The sequence below is a fragment of the Pseudomonas sp. LAP_36 genome, assembly GCF_019456785.1.
GTDB lineage: Bacteria > Pseudomonadota > Gammaproteobacteria > Pseudomonadales > Pseudomonadaceae > Aquipseudomonas > Aquipseudomonas tritici.
The window spans coordinates 250,997-274,397 of sequence record NZ_JAHZMS010000001.1; the positions used below are offsets into that span (position 1 = coordinate 250,997).

The 23,401-nt window shown below is 60.7% G+C and carries 22 protein-coding genes and 1 other RNA gene; 16 read left to right on the forward strand and 7 right to left on the reverse strand.

Going from position 1 to position 23,401, the window contains the following annotated elements; all coding sequences use genetic code 11:
- Positions 1-3: 3 nt before the first annotated feature.
- Genes JBO08_RS01265 through JBO08_RS01275 form a run of 3 tightly spaced genes read right to left on the reverse strand, consistent with a single transcriptional unit; the run spans position 4 to position 2,871 of the window.
- Positions 4-1,659 carry an intermembrane transport protein PqiB gene (locus tag JBO08_RS01265; RefSeq protein WP_065875060.1) on the reverse strand — a complete coding sequence of 552 codons (1,656 nt, stop codon included), beginning with the start codon at positions 1,657-1,659 and terminating at the stop codon, positions 4-6.
- Complete coding sequence (locus JBO08_RS01270; protein ID WP_220074590.1) at positions 1,640-2,284, reverse strand: paraquat-inducible protein A; 645 nt, start codon at positions 2,282-2,284, stop codon at positions 1,640-1,642. Before JBO08_RS01270 ends, JBO08_RS01265 begins: the two co-directional genes overlap by 20 nt.
- A complete protein-coding gene (locus JBO08_RS01275; protein WP_012722281.1) occupies positions 2,281-2,871 on the reverse strand; it encodes a paraquat-inducible protein A in 591 nt (196 codons plus the stop codon). Before JBO08_RS01275 ends, JBO08_RS01270 begins: the two co-directional genes overlap by 4 nt.
- A gap of 162 nt (positions 2,872-3,033) precedes the next feature.
- On the opposite strand from JBO08_RS01275, the gene JBO08_RS01280 reads away from it, so the two are divergent.
- Together JBO08_RS01280 and JBO08_RS01285 are read left to right on the forward strand one after the other, a co-directional pair.
- Positions 3,034-3,678, forward strand: coding sequence for an MBL fold metallo-hydrolase (locus tag JBO08_RS01280; protein WP_012722282.1), 645 nt, complete (start codon positions 3,034-3,036; stop codon positions 3,676-3,678).
- Between the two features lie 192 nt (positions 3,679-3,870).
- Entirely contained in the window at positions 3,871-4,644 is a 774-nt protein-coding gene (locus JBO08_RS01285; RefSeq protein WP_065875058.1) for an OmpA family protein, read from the forward strand.
- A gap of 59 nt (positions 4,645-4,703) precedes the next feature.
- Here JBO08_RS01285 and JBO08_RS01290 read toward each other — a convergent pair whose 3' ends face one another.
- The 4 genes from JBO08_RS01290 to JBO08_RS01305 form a co-directional block, all read right to left on the reverse strand.
- Complete coding sequence (locus JBO08_RS01290; protein WP_065875057.1) at positions 4,704-5,285, reverse strand: BON domain-containing protein; 582 nt, start codon at positions 5,283-5,285, stop codon at positions 4,704-4,706.
- Positions 5,282-5,875, reverse strand: coding sequence for a phosphoheptose isomerase (locus JBO08_RS01295; RefSeq protein WP_007904374.1), 594 nt, complete (start codon positions 5,873-5,875; stop codon positions 5,282-5,284). Before JBO08_RS01295 ends, JBO08_RS01290 begins: the two co-directional genes overlap by 4 nt.
- A 92-nt stretch (positions 5,876-5,967) precedes the next feature.
- Positions 5,968-6,339 (reverse strand): YraN family protein, encoded by a 372-nt coding sequence (locus JBO08_RS01300; protein WP_061435353.1) that lies wholly within the window; start codon positions 6,337-6,339, stop codon positions 5,968-5,970.
- A complete protein-coding gene (locus JBO08_RS01305; RefSeq protein ID WP_065910586.1) occupies positions 6,339-8,150 on the reverse strand; it encodes a penicillin-binding protein activator in 1,812 nt (603 codons plus the stop codon). The genes JBO08_RS01300 and JBO08_RS01305 overlap by 1 nt, the downstream gene beginning before the upstream one ends.
- Positions 8,151-8,326: 176 nt before the next feature.
- On the opposite strand from JBO08_RS01305, the gene rsmI reads away from it, so the two are divergent.
- The 14 genes from rsmI (at position 8,327) to JBO08_RS01375 (ending at position 23,399) form a co-directional block, all read left to right on the forward strand.
- On the forward strand, positions 8,327-9,232 hold the full coding sequence (rsmI, locus tag JBO08_RS01310; RefSeq protein WP_220074589.1) for a 16S rRNA (cytidine(1402)-2'-O)-methyltransferase: 906 nt from the start codon (positions 8,327-8,329) through the stop codon (positions 9,230-9,232).
- Positions 9,233-9,327: 95 nt separating this feature from the next.
- Positions 9,328-9,681: RNase P RNA component class A (rnpB, locus tag JBO08_RS01315), an RNA gene on the forward strand.
- A 354-nt stretch (positions 9,682-10,035) separates the two neighbouring features.
- Positions 10,036-10,491 (forward strand): division/cell wall cluster transcriptional repressor MraZ, encoded by a 456-nt coding sequence (gene mraZ / locus JBO08_RS01320; RefSeq protein WP_003171868.1) that lies wholly within the window; start codon positions 10,036-10,038, stop codon positions 10,489-10,491.
- Entirely contained in the window at positions 10,488-11,435 is a 948-nt protein-coding gene (gene rsmH, locus JBO08_RS01325; RefSeq protein WP_065875055.1) for a 16S rRNA (cytosine(1402)-N(4))-methyltransferase RsmH, read from the forward strand. The genes mraZ and rsmH overlap by 4 nt, the downstream gene beginning before the upstream one ends.
- Positions 11,432-11,725: a cell division protein FtsL gene (gene ftsL, locus JBO08_RS01330; protein ID WP_010213047.1), complete on the forward strand. Its 294-nt coding sequence runs from the start codon at positions 11,432-11,434 to the stop codon at positions 11,723-11,725. Before rsmH ends, ftsL begins: the two co-directional genes overlap by 4 nt.
- Positions 11,725-13,467: a penicillin-binding protein 2 gene (locus tag JBO08_RS01335; protein ID WP_167345855.1), complete on the forward strand. Its 1,743-nt coding sequence runs from the start codon at positions 11,725-11,727 to the stop codon at positions 13,465-13,467. Before ftsL ends, JBO08_RS01335 begins: the two co-directional genes overlap by 1 nt.
- Entirely contained in the window at positions 13,467-14,930 is a 1,464-nt protein-coding gene (locus JBO08_RS01340) for a UDP-N-acetylmuramoyl-L-alanyl-D-glutamate--2,6-diaminopimelate ligase (protein ID WP_220074588.1), read from the forward strand. The genes JBO08_RS01335 and JBO08_RS01340 overlap by 1 nt, the downstream gene beginning before the upstream one ends.
- On the forward strand, positions 14,923-16,293 hold the full coding sequence (murF, locus tag JBO08_RS01345) for a UDP-N-acetylmuramoyl-tripeptide--D-alanyl-D-alanine ligase (RefSeq protein ID WP_220074587.1): 1,371 nt from the start codon (positions 14,923-14,925) through the stop codon (positions 16,291-16,293). The genes JBO08_RS01340 and murF overlap by 8 nt, the downstream gene beginning before the upstream one ends.
- Positions 16,293-17,375, forward strand: a complete 1,083-nt coding sequence (gene mraY / locus JBO08_RS01350; RefSeq protein WP_065875052.1) for a phospho-N-acetylmuramoyl-pentapeptide-transferase — start codon at positions 16,293-16,295, stop codon at positions 17,373-17,375. Before murF ends, mraY begins: the two co-directional genes overlap by 1 nt.
- 6 nt (positions 17,376-17,381) lie before the next feature.
- Positions 17,382-18,728 (forward strand): UDP-N-acetylmuramoyl-L-alanine--D-glutamate ligase, encoded by a 1,347-nt coding sequence (gene murD, locus JBO08_RS01355; RefSeq protein WP_220074586.1) that lies wholly within the window; start codon positions 17,382-17,384, stop codon positions 18,726-18,728.
- On the forward strand, positions 18,725-19,948 hold the full coding sequence (gene ftsW, locus JBO08_RS01360; RefSeq protein WP_065875050.1) for a putative lipid II flippase FtsW: 1,224 nt from the start codon (positions 18,725-18,727) through the stop codon (positions 19,946-19,948). The genes murD and ftsW overlap by 4 nt, the downstream gene beginning before the upstream one ends.
- Positions 19,938-21,008 (forward strand): undecaprenyldiphospho-muramoylpentapeptide beta-N-acetylglucosaminyltransferase, encoded by a 1,071-nt coding sequence (gene murG / locus JBO08_RS01365; protein WP_065875049.1) that lies wholly within the window; start codon positions 19,938-19,940, stop codon positions 21,006-21,008. The genes ftsW and murG overlap by 11 nt, the downstream gene beginning before the upstream one ends.
- Entirely contained in the window at positions 21,001-22,446 is a 1,446-nt protein-coding gene (murC, locus tag JBO08_RS01370; protein WP_065875048.1) for a UDP-N-acetylmuramate--L-alanine ligase, read from the forward strand. Before murG ends, murC begins: the two co-directional genes overlap by 8 nt.
- Positions 22,443-23,399: a D-alanine--D-alanine ligase gene (locus JBO08_RS01375; protein ID WP_065875047.1), complete on the forward strand. Its 957-nt coding sequence runs from the start codon at positions 22,443-22,445 to the stop codon at positions 23,397-23,399. The genes murC and JBO08_RS01375 overlap by 4 nt, the downstream gene beginning before the upstream one ends.
- The last annotated feature ends 2 nt before the right edge of the window (positions 23,400-23,401 follow it).

The following is a 23,401-nucleotide window of genomic DNA, read 5'->3' on the forward strand; positions in this document are numbered from 1 at the left end:
GGTTCATTTGCGCGGCGGTCCTTGCAGGTCCAATGGGGCGGCGTTGTCTGGGCGGCCGCGAATCAGTGATTCCGGGTGTCGGCCCAGGTAGTCCGACAGCTCGCGCAAGGAACGCGACATGCGACCTAGCTCATCCAGGGTCTGGGTCAGTTGCTCGCGTTGCGGTGAGTCTTCGGCCAGGGTCGAGCTGGCCGATTGCAACGTCTTGCTCACGTCAGCCAGGGTGTTCTGGACGCTGGGCAAGGTCTTGGCGTTGAACTGGGTCAGTCCTTTGCGCAGTTCCACGAGGTTGCTGTCGAGGTTGCCGGCGATACGTTCGATCGGTAGCTGGTTGATCTTGTTGACGATGTTTTCGAGTTTTTCCTGCAACTGTTCCAGGTTGCCAGGAATCGTGGGAATGCTGACCGGACGCGCCTTGGGATCAAACGCCACCTTCTCGGCTTTCGGGTAGAAGTCCAGGGCGATGTATAACTGGCCGGTCAGCAAATTGCCGCTGCGCGCCTGGGCCCTCAGGCCGTTTTCGATAAACGAGCCGATCAGGCGCACACCGGCGGCTTCATCATTGGGGTCATGGTTCATCGTCTTGAGCAACTTGGTATGGGCCTGACCGAGCAATTGCGGGTAGATCACGATGCCGACGTTGAGCGGAAAGCTGCGCTTCTTCGCGTCGAAATCCAGGTTGATCGACACCACCTTGCCAAACTCGACGCCGAGGAATTCCACCGGTGCGCCGACCTTGAGCCCGCGCAGAGCCTGGTCGAAGCGCAGGCTCATGTATTGCCCCTGGCCGTTGGGCGGGGCGAGGGCGGCGAGCTGATCGTCGAACAGTTCAAACGTGCGTTCTTCACCGGCCGGCTTGTCGTTGGGGCTGTAAGGCGGTGCGAGGAAAGCGATACCGCCGACCAGCATGGACGACAGCGATTCGGTTTTCAGCGCGAAGCCATTGGCGCCCACACTCAGGTCGATGCCGCTGGCGTTCCAGAACCGCGTGTTTTCGGTGACGTAGACATCGTTGGGCGCGTGCACGAACACCTCGATATCGACGCCCTTGCCTTCGGCATCCAGCTTGTACGCCACGACCTGGCCGACCTCGATTTTGCGGTAATACACCGGCGAGCCGATATCCAGCGAACCCAGGTTCTGCGTGTGCAGGGTGAAGCGCTTGCCCGGTTCGCCGTAAGTGATGGGCGGCGGGTTTTCCAGGCCGGTGAACTGTTTGGCGCGGGTCTCAGACTGACCAATGTCGGCGCCGATGTAGTCGCCAGAGAGCAGGGTGTCGATGCCGGAGACGCCGCCGGCGCCGATGCGCGGGCGTACCACCCAGAACTGCGAGTCGGCGCGGGTAAAGCTGTCGGCCTGCTTGGCCAGCTTCACGGTGGCGTTGACGCTTTTCTGGTCGTCACTCAAGGCCACTTCGGTCACTTGGCCGATCACCACGTTGCGGTATTTGACCTCGGTTTTATTCGCGGTCAGGCCACTGCCGGTCTTGAAGTTAAGGATGATGGTCGGGCCTTGCTGAAGCACGCTGTGAACCACCAGCGAAATCCCCACCAACACCGCAACGATCGGTACGATCCAAACCAGCGAAACGCTGAAACGCCGAGTCTTGACGGCCGGCGAGCCTGGGGATTGCGGGGTGTCAGGGGTGGGTGACGTCATCCGAGGTATCCTTGGTGTGTGGGGGTTCCCAGATCAGCCTCGGGTCGAAGCTCATGGCGGCCAGCATGGTAAACACCACCACCAGGCCGAAAAACAGAATGCCCAGGCGTGGCTCGATAGTGCCCAGGGCCTGGAACTTGACCAACGCGGCCACCAGCGCAACCACGATCACGTCGAGCATGGACCAGTAGCCGATCAGTTCGACAAACCGAAACAGCTTCGAGCGCTCCTTGCGCGCCCAGCGGCTGTTGCGCTGCACGGTGACCAGCAGCAGCGTCAACGACACAAACTTGATGCCCGGCACCGCGATGCTGGCGATGAAAATAATCAGCGCAATGTCCCACGCGCCATGCTGCCAGAACTCCAGCACGCCGCTCATGATGGTGCTGTCTGCGCCTGAACCGAGCATGGTGGTGTTCATCACCGGCAGCAGGTTGGCCGGCACATAAAACGCCAGCGCCGTCAGCATACAGGCCCAGGTACGGGTCAGCGAGTTGACTTTGCGCCGGTGCAGGGGGGCGTCACAGCGCTGGCATTCCGGCGCGCCGGTGCTGATGTCGGCAGACAGGCCGCAACTGTGGCACAGGCACAGGTTAAGCTCGCTGGCAGTCGGTGGCGGGTTCATACGGCGTCCCACAGGTCGCGCACGTCACGACCGGCAATGCGGATCAGCAACAGGCTGAGCGCCGCCAGGGCAAAAAGCCCGGTGCCGGGGATCACATCCAGCATACCGGCCAGCTTGAACACGGCCACCATCGCACCAAGCAGGCACACTTCCAGCATGCTCCAAGGTCTGAGCGCTTCCAGCCAGCGCATGCATAGCTTGAAGGCGGGCGAACGTCTGCCCGAGAGGGCAAAACTCAGCACCCAGGTCAGCAGCAATAGCTGAAACACCGGTGCGATGATGATGGAAATAGCGGCCACCAAGGCGATAAAGGTAATCGGCCCCAGACTCAGCGCAACCACTGAATCCCACAGGGTGGCGCTGTTTTTCAGTCCTTGCAGGCTGATGCTCATCACCGGATAGAAATTGGCGAAAGTCCATAACACGGCGGCGGTCAGCGTCAGGGCAAGACGCTGTTGGACTGACAGGCCGTTGTAACGCTGGAGTACGCCCGCGCAGCGCACGCAATGGGCTTTTTGATGTTTGGCGAGCGTGACTTTTTCGTACACACAGTCGCAGTGCTCGCAGATGATCAGCTGATTCGCCATGGGGCTCGCTCCAGCGCGGCGCGGTTGCGGTCTTGGATTGTTCTTCAATGGCGCTTGGAAAGCTTAGCCGTTGGTACTCGGGACGCAATGCTCCCTTTCGGGTCAGGGGTATCGTCAACCATACTCTGTGCCGAATATGCCATAGAGCCTGCTGGAGCACCGATGAATATTGAACACGCCGCACTCATCCGCGAGACCTTTCCCGTCGGCCCGCTGCAGTGCAACTGCACCATCATCGGCGACCCGATCAGCAAAAAAGCCATCGTGGTCGACCCGGGTGGCAACCATGAGCTGATCCTGGCGCGCCTTGATGCATTGGGCCTCAAGGTCGTGAGCATTATCCACACCCATGCCCATCTCGATCACTTCCTGGCGTCCGGGCAGTTGAAAGAGAAGACCGGCGCCACACTGCACTTGCACAAGGAGGATCAATTCCTCTGGGACAATCTGGAAATGCAATGCCAGATGTTTCGCGTTCCCTACACCCCGGTGCCTTCGCCTGATCGCTGGCTGGAAGATGATGAGGAATTGGCCTGCGGCTGCGGTGTGGCGTTGCACACACCGGGGCATACGCCGGGGTCGATGAGCTTCTGGTTTGCCGATGCCAAGCTGCTGATTGCGGGTGACACGCTATTTCGTCGCGGTATCGGGCGTACAGATTTGTGGGGCGGGGACCAGGCGACCATTGTGCGTTCGATCAAGCAGCGCTTGTATACCTTGGATGAGGGCGCAACGGTGGTAACCGGTCACGGCCCCGATACCCGGTTGGGGGATGAAATGCGCGAGAACCCTTTTGTGCGGGCGTAACGGAATAGTTGCCACGCAGGTGCTGTTCTATAGCGGGCACGCCTTGTAGCAAAAACTCAGGTCGTGTTCAGCGTGCGTCTGCTACGGTTTTTGTAGCCACGGAATTTTTACCGTTTGTCGCGTTCCAAACTCGGCACAGGTCCATTGCCAATGTCCTTTGCACCTCAGAATGCAAAAGTAGGAGCTCCCTTCATGTTCACTTCGCGTCGTCTGCTTGTTGTTGCTACCGCCGTAGCCTTGTTGTCCGGCTGCGCATCCCCTAACCCTTATGACGGCAGCAGCCAGGGACAGGCGAGTAACGAATCCGGCGGTATGAGCAAGACCGCCAAGTACGGTGGCCTGGGTGCCCTGGCGGGCGCATTGGCGGGTGCGGCCATCGACCATAACAACCGTGGCAAGGGCGCACTGATCGGTGCCGTGGTTGCGGGTGCCGGTGCTGCGGGCTACGGCTACTACGCCGACCAACAGGAAAAGAAACTGCGTGAAAGCATGGCCAACACCGGTGTTGAAGTTCAGCGCCAGGGCGACCAGATCAAGCTGATCATGCCGGGCAACATCACCTTCGCGACCAACTCGGATGCGATCTCCAGCAGCTTCTATCAGCCGCTGAACAACCTGGCCAACTCGCTCAAGCAGTTCAACCAGAATACCATTCAGATCGTTGGTTACACCGACAGCACCGGCAGCCGCCAGTTGAACATGGACCTGTCCCAGCGTCGGGCGCAGAGCGTGGCCAACTACCTGACGTCCCAGGGTGTCAATGGTGCCAACCTGACTGCACGCGGTGCCGGCCCGGATAACCCGATTGCCAGCAACGCCGACGTCAACGGCCGCGCCCAGAACCGTCGCGTGGAAGTGAACCTCGGTCCAATCCCAGGCCAGCAGTATGGCCAACCAGGTGCCCAGCAACAGGCGCCACAGCAGAACAACCAGTTCCAGGGCAATCCGTACTCTCAATACCAATAAACAATCGTCAACAAAAAAGGGCGCCATGCGGCGCCCTTTTTTGTGGCTGCGTGATTACATCAATCGATGTACTCGAAGACCTTGACGATTTTCTGCACGCCGGACACACCCTGCACCAGATTGGATGCACGGGTTGCTTCAGCCTGGGTCAGCAGGCCCATCAGGTAAACGATGCCGTTGTCGGTGACGACCTTGATGCGCGAACCAGGGATCGCGTTATCAGTGAGCATCTGCGCCTTGATTTTGGTGGTCAGCAGGGCGTCATTGCTGATGGCGAGCAGAGTGATCGGTTCCATCACCTGCAACTCGTTGTGCACCTTCTTCACGCGCTGCACAGCGGCAGCAGCTTGTTCGGCCTGGGCCTTGAGGTCGGCGCGTGGCGTCTGGCCTGCTAGCAGCACGACGCCGTTGAAGCTGGTCACAACAATGCGCGATGCGCCGTTGCCCAGATCGGTCGCGGCCTTGGCGACGTTGACTTCGACCTTGGTTTCGATCAGCGAGTCATCGATCTTGCTGCCGAAGGTACGGGTGCCCTTGTCGTCCTGAATAGGGGTGTCGCGTGTTGCGGTGATGGCCGTGCTGCAGCCGCTGATAGCGAGGCACAGGGTAATGGCCAAAAGGCTGAGGCGGTTAACGGTCATTCTTCACTCCCAAACAGTTGGCTGTCGATCAGATCGCACAGGCAGTGGATCGCCAGCAGGTGGACTTCCTGGATACGTGCAGTGACATTGGCCGGGACGCGAATCTCCACGTCTTCCGGCAGCAGCAGCGAGGCCATGCCGCCACCATCGCGTCCGGTCAATGCTACGACAATCATTTCGCGATCATGTGCGGCCTGGATCGCTTGAATAATATTCGCCGAGTTGCCGCTGGTGGAAATCGCCAGCAGCACGTCACCGGGTTGGCCCAGGGCGCGGATCTGCTTGGAGAAAATTTCGTTGTAGCTGTAATCGTTGGCGATCGAGGTGATCGTCGACGAGTCGGTGGTCAAGGCAATGGCCGGCAGGCTCGGGCGCTCACGTTCGAAACGGTTGAGCAGCTCGGACGAAAAATGCTGGGCATCGCCGGCCGAACCGCCGTTGCCGCACGAAAGCATTTTGCCCTCGTTGAGCAGGGCATTGACCATGACCTGACTGGCTTGCTCGATGTGCGGTGCAAGTACGTCCATCGCCTGTTGCTTGGTGTCGATGCTGGCCTGGAAAAGCTGGCGAATTCGGGATTGCATGTCCATCTGTGTGACCTTAAGTAGCGCGGCTGTTTGGCACAGGAATGTGTAGCCCGCAAAGCAAAGAGCAAAAGTGTGTGGTGAAGATGTCCGGCGAATCAACTGTCGAAGGCATTTTTAAGCCAGTTCAGATCAGCCTGACCAGACGGCGTGCTTTCTATGGCAACCACATCGAAACGGCAGGGGGCGTCGGCCCAGCGATGCTCTTTTTGCAGGAAAAACTGCGCTGCGAGTATCAGTTTCTGACGCTTGCGCCCGTCGATACTGGCGAGTGCGCCACCCCATTGTGCGTGTTTTCTGTAGCGGACTTCGACGAATACTACTGTATCGCCGTCAAGCATGACCAGATCAAGCTCGCCGCGTTTGCACAACCAGTTCTGCGCCAGGAGGCGCAGACCCTGCTGTTGCAAGTGTTTCAGTGCTTGAAGTTCGGCGTCCTTGCCGCTTTGTGCGCTGGACCGCTCGGGCATCAGCGCGGGGTGTCCGGCAGGCGCTGGATCTCGCCACCGACGAACTTGGCCCATGGCATCTGACGATCAACGCGCTGGTTGGTGCTGATGCCCAGGTTGCCCGAAAGGCCGTCAATACGGGTATCCGGCAGTGCCTTGAGCTGGCCCAGGCGCGGCGCCAGGCGGTAGGCATCGACGCCCATCGCGTACAGGCGACCCAGGCTGCCATTGGCTTGCGGCCATTGGGCAGCAACCTGGTTGCGCAGCGGATCGGTGGTGTTAAGCAGCCAAGGGGTTTCGCAGAACATCACGTTAGTCATGTCCAGGTACTGGTTCTTGTCGCCGCTGGCACTGAACACATGGGACGTGGCGTACACCGGCACATCACCGGCGTATTGGAAGTTCAGGGTCGGCTTGATCTGCTGGGCCAACTGGGGGGGCACGGCCAGGAAGATGAACTCGATGTCCTGGCGACGCGAGGGTTGCGCGGCGACGTCGGTGCCGACGGTGCTTTGCAGGCTCTTGGCGCGGCCTTCGCTTTTACGCAGTTGGAACAGGTCGGCAATTTGCTGGGCGAGGGCGACTGGCTGGTCGACATACTCGACACCCATCACCGTGCCGCCATTGGCTTCCCAATCCTGGCGGAAGGCCTTGTAGACACGTTCGCCCCACTCACCACGCGGCACCATCGCCGCAGCGCGATGCAGGCCGTCGGCCCGTGCGCGGCGCGACACTTCGCGGGCTTCGTCTTCAGCAGCCAGGCCAAACTGGAACAGCTGCGGCGGGCCTTGGTCAGTCTCGCTGTAGTTCAGCGCCAGGGTGGTAATCGGTAACTGCGCACGTGCGCTGAGTTGTTTGACCAGTGGTTTTTCCAGCGGGCCGACCACCAGTTGTACGCCGGCGGCCTGGGCCTTGGCGTAGAACTCATCAATGGACGTCAGGCGCGAGCTGTCATAGAACTCGATGACCGGCGGCTTCTGCCCGGCTTGTTCAGCCTGGTAGTGCGCAGCCATGAAGCCCTCGCGCAGTGCTTTGCCGACGGCGGCCAGCGGGCCGTCTTGTGGCAGCAGCAGGGCAATCTTGGTCAGGGGCTGGCTGGCCAGCTCCTTGAGTTTGGTCAGCGGCGACGGCAGTTGCACGGCGGCTGGGTGGCCCGGGTTCTGTGCACGCCAAGTGTCGATCGCGGCTTGTTGTTGCTCCAGCGTCCCGGCGCCCTTGACCGACTGTGCGAGGGTGATCCAGCCGTCCAGCACTGGGTTGCCGCTGGCTTGCAGCTGTTCGGCCGGCAGGGCGGCAATCAGTGCCCAGATAGCTTCGTGGTTGCTGTTAGCGGCATCGCCAGTGAGCAGCGGGGCCATGGCAACACGCTCACGCGCAGCAGCCAGGGTCTGGCCGTCGGCTTCATAAGCACGGGCGTGCACGCTGCCGGTGCGGATCTGCTGTTCAGGCGGCAGGTCCTTCAGGCTTTGCAGGCTCGGGTGGTTCAGGGCGGTCAGCGCGGCCTTGGGCTGGTTGCGTGCCATGGCCAATTCGGCGGCCAGGGTGCTCGCAAAAACCTGCGGGGCTGGCTTGAGGACATCCAGGGGCACCTGCGCAAGAATCTGCGCTGAGCGGCCTGGGTTGTTCTGTTTGTAGGCCATGTCTGCCGCACTCAGGCGCAGCATGGCGGCCTTTTCTGGCGTGTTGGCGGTCGTGGCCTGTTCGAGCAGTTGCTCGATACTGGCGTCCGGAGTCCGTGGAAGGTCGCCAAGGCTGGACGAGGGCGAGCTGGCGCAAGCGGCCAACAAGGCAGCGAGGCAGAGGGCGGAGAGCAGCCGCAGGCAAGCGATCATGTAAGTGTTCCTGATACCGATCAAATTAGCGTGGAATTGTACCCAAGCACTGGCTCAGGCGCGATGTCAGTGGCGTGAAACTGTCGATTTAGATCGTGCAAATGTTGCTATTAGCTACTAACGGCTGAAACGGCATCTACCGTGATGGCATATTTTCAAGGCGCCTACGCGTTACAATGTCGCTTTTGCCAACCATCGAGGTGTGCGTTTTGACTGCTCCAGGTCCTTTGAATTCCACTGCAGGCTCGCTTTTTGTCGTGGCGACGCCCATTGGCAACCTGGACGACATCAGCGCTCGGGCGCTTAAGGTGTTGCGCGACGTCAAATTGGTTGCGGCTGAAGACACGCGGCACTCCCAGCGATTAATGCAGCATTTTGGTATCAGCACCCCACTGGCGGCCTGCCACGAACATAACGAACGCGAAGAGGGCAGTCGTTTTATCGTGCGTCTGCTGGCCGGCGACGATGTGGCGCTGATCTCCGACGCGGGCACCCCGCTGATTTCCGACCCAGGCTACCATCTGGTGCGCCAGGCACGGGCTGCTGGTATCAATGTAGTGCCTGTTCCGGGGGCGTGCGCACTGATCGCCGCATTGTCGGCGGCAGGCTTGCCCTCCGACCGTTTTATCTTCGAAGGTTTTCTGCCGGCCAAGGCCGTGGGTCGTCGCGCGCGTCTTCAGGCGTTGAAGGAAGAACCGCGCACCCTGATCTTTTACGAGGCCCCGCATCGCATCCTTGAATGCCTGCAAGACATGGAGCTGGTGTTTGGCGGCGAACGCCTGGCACTGCTGGCCCGTGAGCTGACCAAGACCTTTGAAACACTCAAGGGCCTGCCTTTGGAAGAGTTGCGCGGGTTTGTCGAAGGCGACAGCAATCAACAGCGCGGCGAGTGCGTGGTGCTGGTGGCGGGCTGGACGGCGCCGGAGGATGAAGACGCCTTGGGCAGCGAGGCGATGCGCATACTCGACCTGCTGCTCAAGGAAATGCCCCTCAAGCGTGCTGCGGCCCTGGCGGCGGAAATTACCGGCGTTCGCAAGAACCTCTTGTACCAGGCTGCGCTGGATAAACAGAAAGCCGAATAGTTCCGGGATAAACCTGTATTCCGTCTGAGCGTGATGGTAATTCTGAACTTTTATTACTTGTCCTAAGTCCGCCGTGCCGTTAACCTGCGCGGCGGAGAGTCGATTGGACAGTCGCTGCCTTCTATGAAAATTAGGAGGGGGAGGAAAGTCCGGGCTCCATAGGGCGAAGTGCCAGGTAATGCCTGGGAGGCGTGAGCCTACGGAAAGTGCCACAGAAAATAACCGCCTAAGCGCTTCGGTGCCGGTAAGGGTGAAAAGGTGCGGTAAGAGCGCACCGCACGACTGGCAACAGTTCGTGGCTAGGTAAACCCCACTTGGAGCAAGACCAAATAGGGTCCCAAGGCGTGGCCCGCGCTGGGACCGGGTAGGTTGCTAAAGGTGTCCAGTGATGGCCATCGTAGACGAATGACTGTTCAAGACAGAACCCGGCTTACAGATCGACTCTCCACCTTTTTCCTTCTGTCTGAATCTCGGGCAGAAAACCGGTAGTAACGCAAGAATCCCTCCCTGCCAAATCATTGGCAGATGCATCTTCGTAATACCAAAAAAATCTTACTCTTAATAAATCACTTTAACTTTAAGCCATAGCTCTTTGAGCTATCTGCGCTTGTTGAGCCAAAAATACCGACGAACTCTGGTTTCTCCTCCGTTTACGCTCCTAAATCTCCGTTCTGTAAGGCTTTTCCTTGAATCCGCGCCTTGACGGTGTGGTGGGCGCATTCCTATAGTGTGCGCAAGTGGCGGAAAGTGGCACAAAGTGGGTTTTTTGAACGTAAAACGCTAAAATTTGGAGAAACGCATCTGTGTTTCGCGGAGCTAATGCAATCAGTCTCGATGCAAAAGGCCGTCTCGCTATGCCGAGCCGGTATCGTGACGAGCTGATTTCGCGAAGTTCCGGGCAGTTGATCATCACCATCGATGCCGTTGACCCTTGTTTATGTGTTTACCCGCTCGATGAGTGGGAGTTGATTGAAACCAAATTGCGCGCCCTGCCTTCATTGCGTGAAGAAAACCGCCGCCTGCAGCGTTTGCTGATTGGTAATGCCGTCGACCTCGAGCTCGATGGCAGCGGTCGCTTCCTGGTGCCTCCGCGTTTGCGCGAGTACGCCAAGCTGGATAAGCGCGCAATGCTGGTCGGCCAACTGAACAAGTTCCAATTGTGGGACGAAGATGCCTGGGATGCTGTTTCTGCAGCAGACCTGGCTGCTATTCAACAACCGGGCGCCATGCCTGATGAACTGCGTGATTTGATCCTGTGACTATTGATAGCGGCTTTAACCACATCACCGTACTGCTTGACGAAGCCGTTGAGGCTCTCGCCGTACGCGCGGATGGCTGCTATTTGGATGGCACTTTCGGCAGGGGCGGGCACAGCCGGTTGATCCTCAGCCAGCTTGGGTCGGACGGTAAACTCCTCGGGTTTGACAAAGACCCCCAAGCGATTGCCACCGGGCAAGCGCTAGCGGCCGAAGACGGCCGCTTTGTCGTTGTGCAGCGGAGCTTTGCCGAGCTGGGCGCTGAAGTCGCCGAGCGCGGCATGGCGGGCAAGGTGGCCGGGGTTTTGCTCGACCTCGGCGTGTCTTCGCCACAGCTCGACGACCCGGAGCGCGGCTTCAGTTTCATGAATGACGGCCCGCTCGACATGCGCATGGACCCGACGCGTGGCGTCAGTGCTGCACAGTTCATCGCCACCGCACCCGTGGAAGAAATCGCCCGTGTGTTCAAGGAATACGGTGAAGAACGCTTCGCCGGTCGCATGGCGCGTGCCGTGGTCGAGCGCCGCGAAATCCAGCCATTCGAGCGCACTGCTGATCTCGCCGAAGTGCTGAAAGTCGCCAACCCCGCGTGGGAAAAAGGCAAGAACCCGGCGACCCGTGCGTTCCAGGGCCTGCGTATTCACGTCAATAACGAATTGGGCGACCTGGAGGCCGGCCTCGAAGCTGCCCTCGAGGCGCTGGAAGTGGGCGGTCGGCTTGTTGTGATCAGCTTCCACTCCCTGGAAGACCGTATCGTCAAACTGTTCATGCGTCGCCTGGTCAAGGGTGAGTCCGACAACCTGCCGCGCAACCTGCCGGTACGTTTCGAAGCCTTTGTGCCGAAAATCAAAGTCCATGGCAAAGCGCAGTTCGCTTCCGAAGCTGAACTCAAGGCCAACCCACGTTCCCGTAGCGCCGTCATGCGCGTTGCGGAGAAGTTGCGGTGAGCAAGCTTTTCGCCAAGCCCCTCCCGGGCGGCAGCTTCTTTATGTTGCTGCTGTTTGTCGGCGTGCTGATTTCCGCGATTGCGGTGTCCTACAGCGCCCACTACAACCGTCAACTGCTCAACACCCTGTACGGGGAGTTGAGTGTGCGCGACAAGGCGCAAGCGGAGTGGGGGCGGCTGATCCTGGAGCAAAGCACCTGGACCGCCCATAGCCGTATCGAAGTGCTGGCCACCGAACAGCTGAAAATGCACATCCCCGGCGCGGCCGAAGTCCGCATGGTGGCGCCATGATGAAGCTCGAAGGCGCACTCTACCCATGGCGCTTCCGCCTGATGGTGGGGCTGCTGGCGTTGATGGTGGGTGCGATCGCCTGGCGGATCATTGATCTGCAAGTGGTCGACCGTGAGTTCCTGATCGGCCAGGGCGATGCACGTAGCCTGCGGCATATTCCGATTCCTGCGCACCGCGGCCTGATCACAGATCGTAACGGCGAGCCTTTGGCCGTCAGTACTCCGGTGACGACCCTGTGGGCCAACGCCAAGGAACTGCAGGTGGCCAAGGACCGTTGGCCAGCGCTTGCCGCTGCCCTCGGCCAAGACCCGAAAGCCTTGGCCGAGCGTCTGGAAGCGCAAGCCAACAAAGAATTCATCTACCTGGTTCGCGGCCTCACCCCCGAACAGGGCCAGCAAGTGCTCGATCTTAAAGTCCCCGGTGTCTACGGCATCGAGGAATTCCGTCGTTTCTACCCGGCGGGTGAAACCACCGCGCACATGGTGGGTTTTACCGACATCGATGACCACGGCCGCGAAGGTGTGGAGCTCGCCTACGATGAATGGCTCGCCGGAGTTCCCGGCAAACGACAAGTCATCAAGGATCGGCGCGGCAGGTTGATCAAGGATGTTCAAGTCACTAAAAACGCCAAGGCCGGTAAGCCCTTGGCGTTGTCGATTGACTTGCGCCTGCAATACCTGGCCAACCGTGAGCTGCGTAACGCGATCATCGAGAACGGCGCCAAGGCCGGCAGCCTGGTGATCATGGACGTGAAGACCGGCGAGATCCTCGCCATGGTCAACCAGCCGACCTACAACCCCAACAACCGTCGCAACCTGCAGCCGGCGATGATGCGCAACCGCGCGATGATCGACGTGTTCGAACCGGGTTCGACCATGAAAGCCATCTCGATGAGTGCCGCCCTGGAAACCGGACGCTGGAAACCCAGCGACAAGGTCGAGGTGTACCCAGGCACCTTGCAGCTGGGCAAATACACCATTCGTGACGTGTCTCGCACCGAAGGTCCGGTGCTGGATTTGACAGGTATCCTGATCAACTCCAGTAACGTGGGCATGAGTAAGGTCGCCTTCGATATCGGCGGCGAAACCATTTACCACCTGGCGCAGAAGATCGGTTTGGGCCAACCCACCGGCCTGGATTTCCCTGGCGAGCGTGTGGGCAACCTGCCGAACTACCGCGACTGGAAAAAGGCCGAGACCGCCACGCTTTCCTACGGGTATGGCCTGTCGGTGACGGCGATCCAACTGGCCCATGCTTTCTCTGTATTGGCAAATAATGGCCGGATGGTTCCACTGAGCCTGATCCACATCGACGAAGCGCCGAAAGCCACCCAGGTTATCCCGGAAAACGTCGCCAAGACCATGCAGGGCATGCTGCAACAAGTGATCGAAGCACCGCGCGGCGTATTCCGTGCCCAGGTGCCGGCGTATCACGTGGCTGGCAAGTCGGGTACCGCGCGTAAGACATCGGTTGGCACCAAGGGCTACGCCGAAAACTCCTACCGTTCGTTGTTCGCCGGCTTCGGTCCGATGAGCGACCCACGCTACGCCATCGTCGTCGTGATCGATGAACCGAGTAAAGCGGGCTACTTCGGTGGCCTGGTATCGGCGCCGGTGTTCAGCAAAGTGATGTCCGGCACCCTGCGCCTGATGAACATCACACCGGACAACCTGCCGCCGACTCAACAAGCGAACGCCGGACCACCGGCCGCTGCTGTAAAAGCCAATGGAGGGCGCGGCTGATGTCTCTTAGCCTGAACAAGATTTTTGCCCACGCTGGTCGCGACCTGTTGATTCGCGAGTTGAGCCTGGACAGCCGTAATGTGCGTGCCGGTGACCTGTTCCTGGCCGTGCCTGGCGGTAAATTCGATGGCCGCGCGCATATCGCAGACGCGTTGCAGCGTGGTGCTGCCGCCGTGGCTTACGAAGTGGAAGGCGCTACCGTGCTGCCGATCACCGACGTGCCATTGATTCCGGTCAAGGGCCTGGCCGCACAACTGTCTGACATTGCCGGGCGCTTCTATGGCGACCCGAGCCGCCAGCTCAATCTGGTCGGCGTCACCGGTACCAACGGCAAGACCAGCGTGACCCAATTGGTCGCCCAGGCCCTTGACCTGCTTGGCCAGCACTGCGGCATTGTTGGCACCTTGGGCACCGGTTTCTACGGCGCGCTGCACAGCGGCCTGCACACCACGCCAAACCCGATCGCCGTGCAAGCGACCCTGGCCGACCTGAAAAAGGCCGGTGCCAAAGCGGTTGCCATGGAAGTGTCGTCCCATGGCCTGGACCAGGGACGCGTCACCGCGCTGGCGTTCGACGTGGCGGTGATGACCAACCTGTCCCGTGATCACCTGGACTACCACGGCACCATGGAAGCCTACGCGGCGGCCAAGGCCAAGCTGTTTGCCTGGAATGACCTCAAGTGCCGGGTTGTGAACCTGGACGACGCGTTCGGTCGCCAACTGGCAGCCGAAGACCGTGAATCGCGCCTGATCAGCTACAGCCTGGAAGACTCCAGCGCTTACCTGTATTGCCGCGAAGCCCAATTCAATGACGAAGGCGTGCGCGCCACCTTGGTTACGCCGCAAGGCGAACACCATTTGCGAAGCACCTTGCTCGGTCGTTTCAACCTGAGCAACGTACTCGCCGCTATCGGCGCGTTGCTCGGCCTGGATTACGCCCTGGACGAAATCCTGCGCGTACTGCCCAAGCTGGAAGGCCCAGCCGGTCGCATGCAGCGCCTGGGTGGCGGCACACAGCCGTTGGTGGTGGTCGATTACGCCCACACGCCAGACGCTTTGGAAAAAGTACTGATGGCCCTGCGTCCACACGCCAAGGGCAAATTGCTGTGCCTGTTTGGTTGCGGCGGCGATCGCGATCGCGGCAAACGCCCGCTGATGGCCGACATTGTCGAACGCCTGGCTGATGGCGTGCTCGTCACCGACGACAACCCACGCAGCGAAGACCCGAGCCAGATTTTTGACGACATCCGTGTTGGCTTCAAAGAGGCGTCCAAGGTCACTTTCGTCGCCGGTCGCGGCGCGGCTATCGCCCAACTGATCGCCAGCGCCAGTGCTGACGACGTGGTCGTGCTGGCCGGTAAAGGTCACGAGGACTATCAGGAAATCAACGGCGAGCGGCATGCCTTCTCCGATCTGGTCGAGGCTGACGATGCCTTGACGGCCTGGGAGGTTGCTCATGCTTAAAGCGATGAAGTTCAGCGAACTCGCCCAGGCGCTGTCGGCCCGCGTGTTGTCGAGCGATTGCAGTTTCGACGGCGTCAGTATCGACAGTCGCGCCATCAAGCCGGGGCAACTGTTTGTTGCGCTGACGGGGCCGCGTTTCGACGGTCATGACTACCTGAATGACGTCGCCGCCAAAGGCGCAGTCGGCGCGTTGGTTCAGCACGAAGTCGCGGATTCCACTTTGCCGCAATTGCTGGTCGCTGATACCCGTCTGGCCCTGGGCCAGTTGGGCGCGTTGAACCGCGCCGCCTTTGATAAGCCGGTTGCCGCCATCACCGGCTCCAGCGGTAAGACCACGGTCAAGGAACTGCTTGCCGGTGTGCTGCGCACGCGCGGGCCGGTCCTTGCCACACGTGGCAACCTGAACAATGATTTCGGCGCTCCGCTGACCCTGCTCGAACTGGCCCCGGAACACACCGCGGCCGTGATCGAACTGGGCGCTTCGCGCGTCGGTGAAATTGCCTACACCGTGGCCTTGACCAAGCCCCACGTGGCCATCATCAACAACGCCGGTACCGCCCACGTCGGCGAGTTCGGTGGCCCGGAAAAAATCGTCCAAGCCAAAGGTGAAATCCTTGAAGGCCTGGATGCGTCGGGCACTGCTGTTCTGAATCTTGACGACAAGGCTTTCGAAACCTGGCGCGTACGCGCTGCCGGGCGCAAGGTCCTGACGTTTGCCGTGCTGAATGCAGCGGCCGATTTCCATGCCTCCAACATCACGGTCGATGCGCGTGGATGCCCGTCCTTTACCTTGCACACTCCGCAAGGCAGTGAGCACGTGCAGTTGAACCTGCTGGGCAACCACAACGTCGCCAATGCCTTGGCCGCCGCCGCTGCTGCTTACGCCCTGGGCGTGTCGTTGTTCGGTATCGCCACCGGTTTGGGCGCGGTGCAGCCGGTCAAGGGCCGCACTGTGGCGCAGTTGGCCACCAACGGCATGCGCGTGATTGATGACACGTACAACGCCAATCAGTCCTCGGTCTGCGCCGCCATTGACCTGCTCAAAGGCTTTGATGGCCGCAAGGTACTGGTGCTGGGTGATATCGCCGAACTGGGCGAGTGGGCCGAACAGTCGCACCGTGAAGTCGGTGCGTATGCCGCAGGCAAGGTTGACGCGCTCTACGCCGTCGGCCCGAACATGGCTCACGCGGTAAACAGCTTTGGTTCCGGCGCGCGGCATTTCGCGACCCAGGCCGAGCTGATCCAGGCGCTGACGGCGGCTGAACAAGACAAACACACAACCATTTTGATCAAGGGATCGCGCAGCGCGCTGATGGAAAACGTCGTCGCGGCCTTGTGTGGCTCAAGTACGGAGAAACATTAATGCTGCTGCTGCTGGCTGAGTATCTGCAACAGTTCCACAAAGGCTTCGCGGTCTTTCAGTACCTGACCCTGCGCGGGATCCTGGGTGTGCTGACCGCGCTGTCTCTGTCGCTGTTTTTGGGGCCGTGGATGATCCGCACCCTGCAGAACCTGCAAATTGGTCAATCGGTTCGCAATGACGGCCCGCAGTCGCACCTGTCCAAATCCGGCACTCCGACCATGGGCGGCGCGCTGATCCTGTCGTCTATCGGTATCAGCACCTTGCTGTGGGCTGACCTGCACAACCGTTATGTCTGGACGGTGCTGTTGGTGACCCTGTTGTTCGGCGCCATCGGCTGGGTGGATGACTATCGCAAAGTGATCGAGAAGAACTCCAAGGGGCTGCCAAGCCGCTGGAAGTATTTCTGGCAATCGGTGTTCGGCCTGGGCGCGGCAATTTTCCTGTTCATGACGGCGCCGAGCGCCGTCGAGACCACCTTGATCATCCCAATGCTCAAGGACGCCAGCATTCCACTGGGCATCGGCTTTGTGGTGCTGACCTATTTCGTGATCGTTGGCTCGAGCAACGCGGTGAACTTGACTGACGGCCTCGACGGCCTGGCGATCATGCCGACAGTGATGGTCGGCGGTGCGCTCGGCATCTTCTGCTACCTGTCGGGTAACGTGAAATTCGCTGAATACCTGCTGATTCCTTACGTACCGGGCGCGGGTGAGTTGATCGTGTTCTGCGGCGCGCTGATCGGCGCCGGCCTGGGGTTCCTGTGGTTCAACACCTACCCGGCGCAAGTCTTCATGGGCGACGTCGGCGCACTGGCGCTGGGCGCGGCCCTGGGCACCATCGCGGTGATCGTTCGCCAGGAAATCGTGCTGTTCATCATGGGCGGTGTGTTCGTGATGGAAACCCTGTCGGTGGTCATCCAGGTGGCCTCCTTCAAATTGACCGGGCGTCGTGTGTTCCGCATGGCGCCGATTCATCACCACTTTGAACTCAAGGGCTGGCCCGAGCCGCGTGTGATTGTCCGTTTCTGGATCATCACCGTGATTCTGGTCCTGGTCGGCCTTGCCACCCTGAAACTGAGGTAGAAACGAGTGTCCCTGATCGCTTCAGACCACTTCCGCATCGTTGTCGGCCTCGGCAAGAGCGGCATGTCCCTGGTTCGCTTCCTGGCGAACCGGGGCACGTCGTTTGCCGTGGCCGACACGCGGGAAAATCCACCGGAGCTGGTCACGCTGCGCCGTGACTACCCGCACGTGGAAGTGCGTTGTGGCGAGCTGGATGTCGAGTTTCTGTGCCGCGCCGATGAGCTCTACGTGAGCCCCGGCCTGGCGTTGGCGACACCGGCCCTGCAAGCGGCAGCGGCGCGTGGCGTGAAGCTGTCCGGCGACATTGACCTGTTTGCACGCAACGCGAAGGCACCGATCATCGCCATCAGCGGCTCGAACGCGAAAAGCACCGTGACCACTCTGGTTGGCGAGATGGCGGCTGCGGCCGGCAAGCGCTTGGCCGTGGGCGGCAACCTCGGTACGCCGGCGCTGGACCTGCTCAGCGACGACATCGAGTTGTACGTGATGGAGCTGTCGAGCTTCCAGCTGGAAACGACTCACGACCTTGGCGCCGAAGTCGCCACCGTCTTGAACGTCAGCGAAGATCACATGGACCGCTACAGCGGCCTGCCGGCCTATCACCTGGCCAAGCACCGAATCTTCCGCGGCGCCAAGCAAGTGGTGGTCAACCGCCAGGATGCGCTGAGCCGTCCGCTGATGGGCGAGGGCCTGCCGTGCTGGACCTTCGGCCTGAGCAAACCCGATTTCAAAGCCTTCGGCATCCGCGAAGAGCACGGCGAGAAGTACCTGGCCTTCGAATTCCAGAACCTGATGCCGGTGCGTGAGCTGAAAATCCGTGGCGCACATAACCAGTCCAACGCCCTGGCGGCCTTGGCGCTCGGCCATGCCGTGGGCCTGCCGTTCGACGCTATGTTGTCGGCCCTGCGCACCTTCGGCGGTCTTGAGCATCGCTGCCAGTGGGTCCGCGACCTGGATGGCGTCAGCTATTACAACGATTCCAAGGCCACCAACGTCGGTGCGGCGCTGGCTGCCATCGAGGGCCTTGGCGCCGATATCGAAGGCAAGCTGGTGCTGATCGCCGGTGGCGACGGCAAGGGCGCCGACTTCAAGGACCTTAAAGGCCCAGTGGCCGCGCATTGCCGTGCCGTGGTGCTGATCGGGCGCGATTCTGACTTGATCGCCGCCGCCCTGAGCGATGCCGTGCCGCAAGTACGCGCCACGTCGCTGGACGACGCCATCGCCCACTGCAAAGCCCTGGCCCAGCCGGGCGATGCGGTGCTGCTGTCGCCGGCATGCGCCAGTTTCGACATGTTCAAGAACTACGAAGAGCGCGGCCAGCTGTTCGCCCGCGCCGTGGAGGCCTTGGCATGAGTATCGACTTCAGAAACATCATCAAGCCGTACCCGTCGCCGATTATTACCGGGCGCGGTATCGACCTGGATTTCCCAATGCTCGCCGGTTGCCTGGCGCTGCTGGGCCTGGGCCTGGTGATGATCACGTCGGCGTCCTCCGAAGTGGCCGCCGTGCAGTCTGGCAACACCCTGTACATGATGATCCGTCACTTGGTGTACCTGGTGATCGGCCTCGGTGCCTGCGTTGTGACCATGATGATCCCGATCGCAACCTGGCAACGCCTGGGTTGGCTGATGCTGATCGGTGCGTTTGGCTTGCTGATCATGGTGATCCTGCCCGGCATCGGCCGCGAGGTGAACGGTTCGATGCGCTGGATCGGCTTCGGTGCGTTCAACGTGCAGCCGTCGGAAATCGCCAAGGTATTCGTGGTGATCTACCTCGCCGGCTACCTGGTACGTCGCCAGAAAGAAGTGCGCGAAAGCTGGATGGGCTTCTTCAAGCCATTCATCGTGCTGCTGCCCATGGCCGGCCTGTTGCTGATGGAGCCCGACTTCGGTGCCACCGTCGTCATGATGGGCGCGGCGGCGGCGATGCTATTCCTCGGTGGCGTTGGGCTCGTACGTTTCGCCTTGATGGTCGTGCTGGCGGTGGTTGCGGTCTACCTTCTGGTCCTGGCGCAACCCTATCGGATGGCCCGCCTGATTACCTTTACCGACCCATGGTCCGATCAGTTTGGCGCGGGTTACCAGTTGACCCAGGCGCTGATCGCCTTTGGCCGAGGCGGGTGGTTTGGCGTGGGGTTGGGGAACAGCGTGCAGAAACAGTTTTACCTGCCGGAAGCCCACACCGACTTCGTGTTCTCGGTACTGGCGGAAGAGCTGGGTGTAGTGGGTTCGCTGTGCACTGTTGCGCTGTTTGTATTTGTCTGTGTGCGCGCCATGTACATAGGCCTGTGGGCCGAGAAAGCCAAGCAGTACTTTGCCGCCTACGTTGCCTATGGGTTGGCATTCCTATGGATCGGCCAATTCCTGATTAACGTCGGGGTGAATATCGGACGGCTGCCGACCAAGGGCCTGACCCTGCCGTTCCTCAGCTACGGCGGCAGCTCATTGGTGATTTGCTGCATCTGCCTGGGCTTGTTGTTGCGTATCGAGTGGGAGAGTCGAACCCACTTGGGCAGCGAAGAGATGGAGTTCAGCGAAAGCGACTTCGCTGAGGAGCCGACCCATGGGCGCTAACGTGCTGATCATGGCGGGCGGCACCGGGGGCCATGTGTTCCCGGCCCTGGCCTGCGCGCGCGAATTCCAGAACCGTGGCTATACCGTGCACTGGTTGGGAACACCGCGTGGCATCGAAAACGAATTGGTGCCGAATGCCGGCTTGCCGCTGCACCTGATCAACGTCACCGGCCTGCGTGGCAAGGGCAAATTGTCCTTGCTCAAGGCGCCGTTCGTGTTGCTCAAGGCGGTATGGCAAGCGCGCAAGGTCATTCGCGAATTGAAACCGGTGTGCGTGCTCGGCTTTGGCGGTTACGTGACCGGCCCAGGTGGCGTCGCGGCCAAGCTTGCCGGCGTGCCGGTGATCGTGCACGAACAGAACGCCGTCGCCGGTACTGCCAACCGGCTGCTGGTGCCCTTGGCTGCACGGGTGTGTGAAGCGTTCCCGAATACGTTTGCAGCGTCGGACAAGCGCCGCACTACCGGTAACCCGGTGCGCACCGAACTGTTTATGGACATCGCCCGCGAAGCATTGGCCGGGCGCAAGGCGCATCTACTGATCCTGGGCGGCAGCCTGGGCGCCGAGCCGCTGAACAAATTGCTGCCGGAAGCCGTGGCGCAACTCCCTGTGGACGTGCGCCCGGAGATCTTCCATCAGGCCGGCAAGCATCACGATGAAGTCACCGCGACGCGCTACCGCGAAGCCGGTGTAGAGGCGAACGTACAGCCCTTCATCAAAGACATGGCCCAAGCCTATGGCTGGGCCGACCTGGTGGTTTGTCGCGCTGGTGCGCTGACCGTCAGTGAACTGGCCGCCGCCGGTCTGCCGTCCTTGCTGGTGCCTCTGCCCCACGCGATTGACGATCACCAGACCCGCAACGCCGAATATTTGGCCGGGGAGGGCGCTGCCTTCCTGCTGCCGCAAAGAACGACTGGCGCCGCCGATTTGGCCGCACGCCTGACCGAGGTTTTGATGCAACCGGAACGACTCAATAGCATGGCGAGCACCGCAAGCCGCCTGGCCAAACCTGACGCAACCCGCACCGTGGTCGATATCTGCCTGGAGGTGGCCCATGGTTGAGAATCAGAAAGCCATGCCCCAGCCGGAAATGCGCCGCATCCGTCGCATCCACTTCGTCGGTATCGGCGGTGTGGGCATGTGCGGCATTGCCGAAGTATTGCTGAACCTGGGCTACCAGGTGTCCGGCTCTGACTTGAAAGAGTCGCCGGTCACCGATCGCCTTAAGACGTTTGGCGCGCAGATCTTCATCGGCCACCGTTCCGAGAACGCCGCCGAAGCTGACGTATTGGTAGTGTCCAGCGCCGTGAACACCTCCAACCCGGAAGTGGCCACGGCCCTTGAGCGCCGTATTCCGGTGGTGCCACGCGCCGAGATGCTCGCCGAGCTGATGCGCTATCGCCACGGCATCGCCGTTGCCGGTACTCATGGCAAAACCACCACCACCAGCCTGATCGCCTCGGTGTTCGCTGCCGGTGGCCTGGACCCGACGTTCGTGATCGGCGGCCGGCTGAATGCAGCCGGCACCAATGCCCAGCTCGGCACCAGCCGTTACCTGATCGCCGAAGCCGATGAAAGTGATGCGAGCTTCCTGCACCTGCAGCCGCTGGTCGCCGTCGTCACCAACATTGACGAAGACCACATGGCGACGTACGACGGTGACTTCAACAAGTTGAAGAAAACCTTCGTCGAGTTCCTGCACAACCTGCCGTTCTACGGTCTGGCCGTGGTGTGCCTGGACGACCCGGTAGTGCGCGAAATCCTTCCATCGGTGAAACGCCCAACCGTGACCTACGGTTTCAGCGAAGACGCCGACGTGCGCGCGATCAATGTGCGCCAGGAAGGCATGCAAACCTACTTCACCGTGCTGCGCCCGGATCGTGAGCCGCTGGATGTCTCGGTGAACATGCCGGGCAACCACAACGTCTTGAACTCCCTGGCGACTATCTGCATTGCAAGCGACGAGGGCGTCAGCGATGAAGCCATCGTCGAAGGTCTGTCGCGCTTTGCCGGCGTGGGGCGTCGCTTCCAGGTCTACGGCCAACTGCCAGTAGAAGGCGGCGACGTGATGCTGGTGGACGACTATGGTCACCACCCGACCGAAGTGGCCGCCGTGATCAAGGCCGTGCGTGGTGGCTGGCCGGAGCGTCGCCTGGTGATGGTCTACCAGCCGCACCGCTACAGCCGTACCCGGGATTTGTACGACGATTTCGTCAATGTACTGGCCGACGCCAACGTGCTGTTGTTGATGGAAGTCTACCCGGCCGGTGAAGAACCGATCCCGGGCGCCGACAGCCGCAAGCTGTGTAACAGCATCCGTCAGCGTGGCCAGTTGGACCCGATCTACATTGAGCGCGGTGTGGACCTGGCGCCAATCGTCAAGCCGCTGCTGCGTGCTGGCGACATTCTGCTGTGCCAGGGTGCCGGTGACATTGGCGGGCTCGCCCCTAAATTGCTCGCGAGCCCGCTGTTTGCGGCCGCTAAGGGGAAGTCGAAATGACCACTGGCTACGGCTCCCTGTTCTCCACTATCACGCCTGCCGACTTCGGTCGCGTAGCGGTGTTGTTCGGCGGCAAAAGCGCTGAACGCGAAGTGTCGCTCAAGTCCGGCAACGCCGTGCTTGAAGCCTTGCAAGGCGCTGGTGTGAACGCGTTTGGTATCGACGTAGGCGACGACTTCCTCGCCCGCCTGCAGGCCGAGAAAATCGACCGCGCCTTCATCATCCTGCACGGCCGTGGCGGTGAAGACGGCAGTATGCAAGGCCTGCTGGAGTGCGCTGGCATTCCTTATACCGGCAGCGGCATCCTCGCGTCGGCATTGGCCATGGACAAGCTGCGCACCAAGCAGGTGTGGCACAGCCTGGGCATTCCGACCCCGCGTCACAGCGTGCTGTGCAGCGAAGACGATTGTATTTCTGCAGCCAAGGAACTGGGCCTGCCTTTGATCGTCAAACCAGCCCATGAAGGCTCCAGTATCGGCATGGCCAAAGTGAACTCGGCCGCCGAATTGATCGACGCATGGAAAGCGGCAAGCACCTACGATTCGCAAGTATTGGTTGAACAGTGGATCCAGGGTCCCGAGTACACCATCGCCACCCTGCGTGGCCAGGTATTGCCGCCCATCGCATTGGGCACGCCCCACACCTTTTACGACTACGACGCCAAGTACGTGGCTTCCGATACCCAGTACCGGATCCCGTGCGGCCTTGATGCAACCAAAGAACAGGAATTGATGGACCTCACGGCGAAAGCCTGTGAGGCGCTGGGTATCGCCGGTTGGGCGCGGGCAGACGTGATGCAGGATGACCAAGGGAATTTCTGGTTCCTTGAAGTCAATACCGCTCCGGGCATGACCGATCACAGCCTGGTACCCATGGCCGCTCGCGCAGCCGGTCTGGATTTTCAGCAGTTGGTGCTGGCGATCCTCGCGGCAAGCATTGAGCCCAGAGGCTAAGA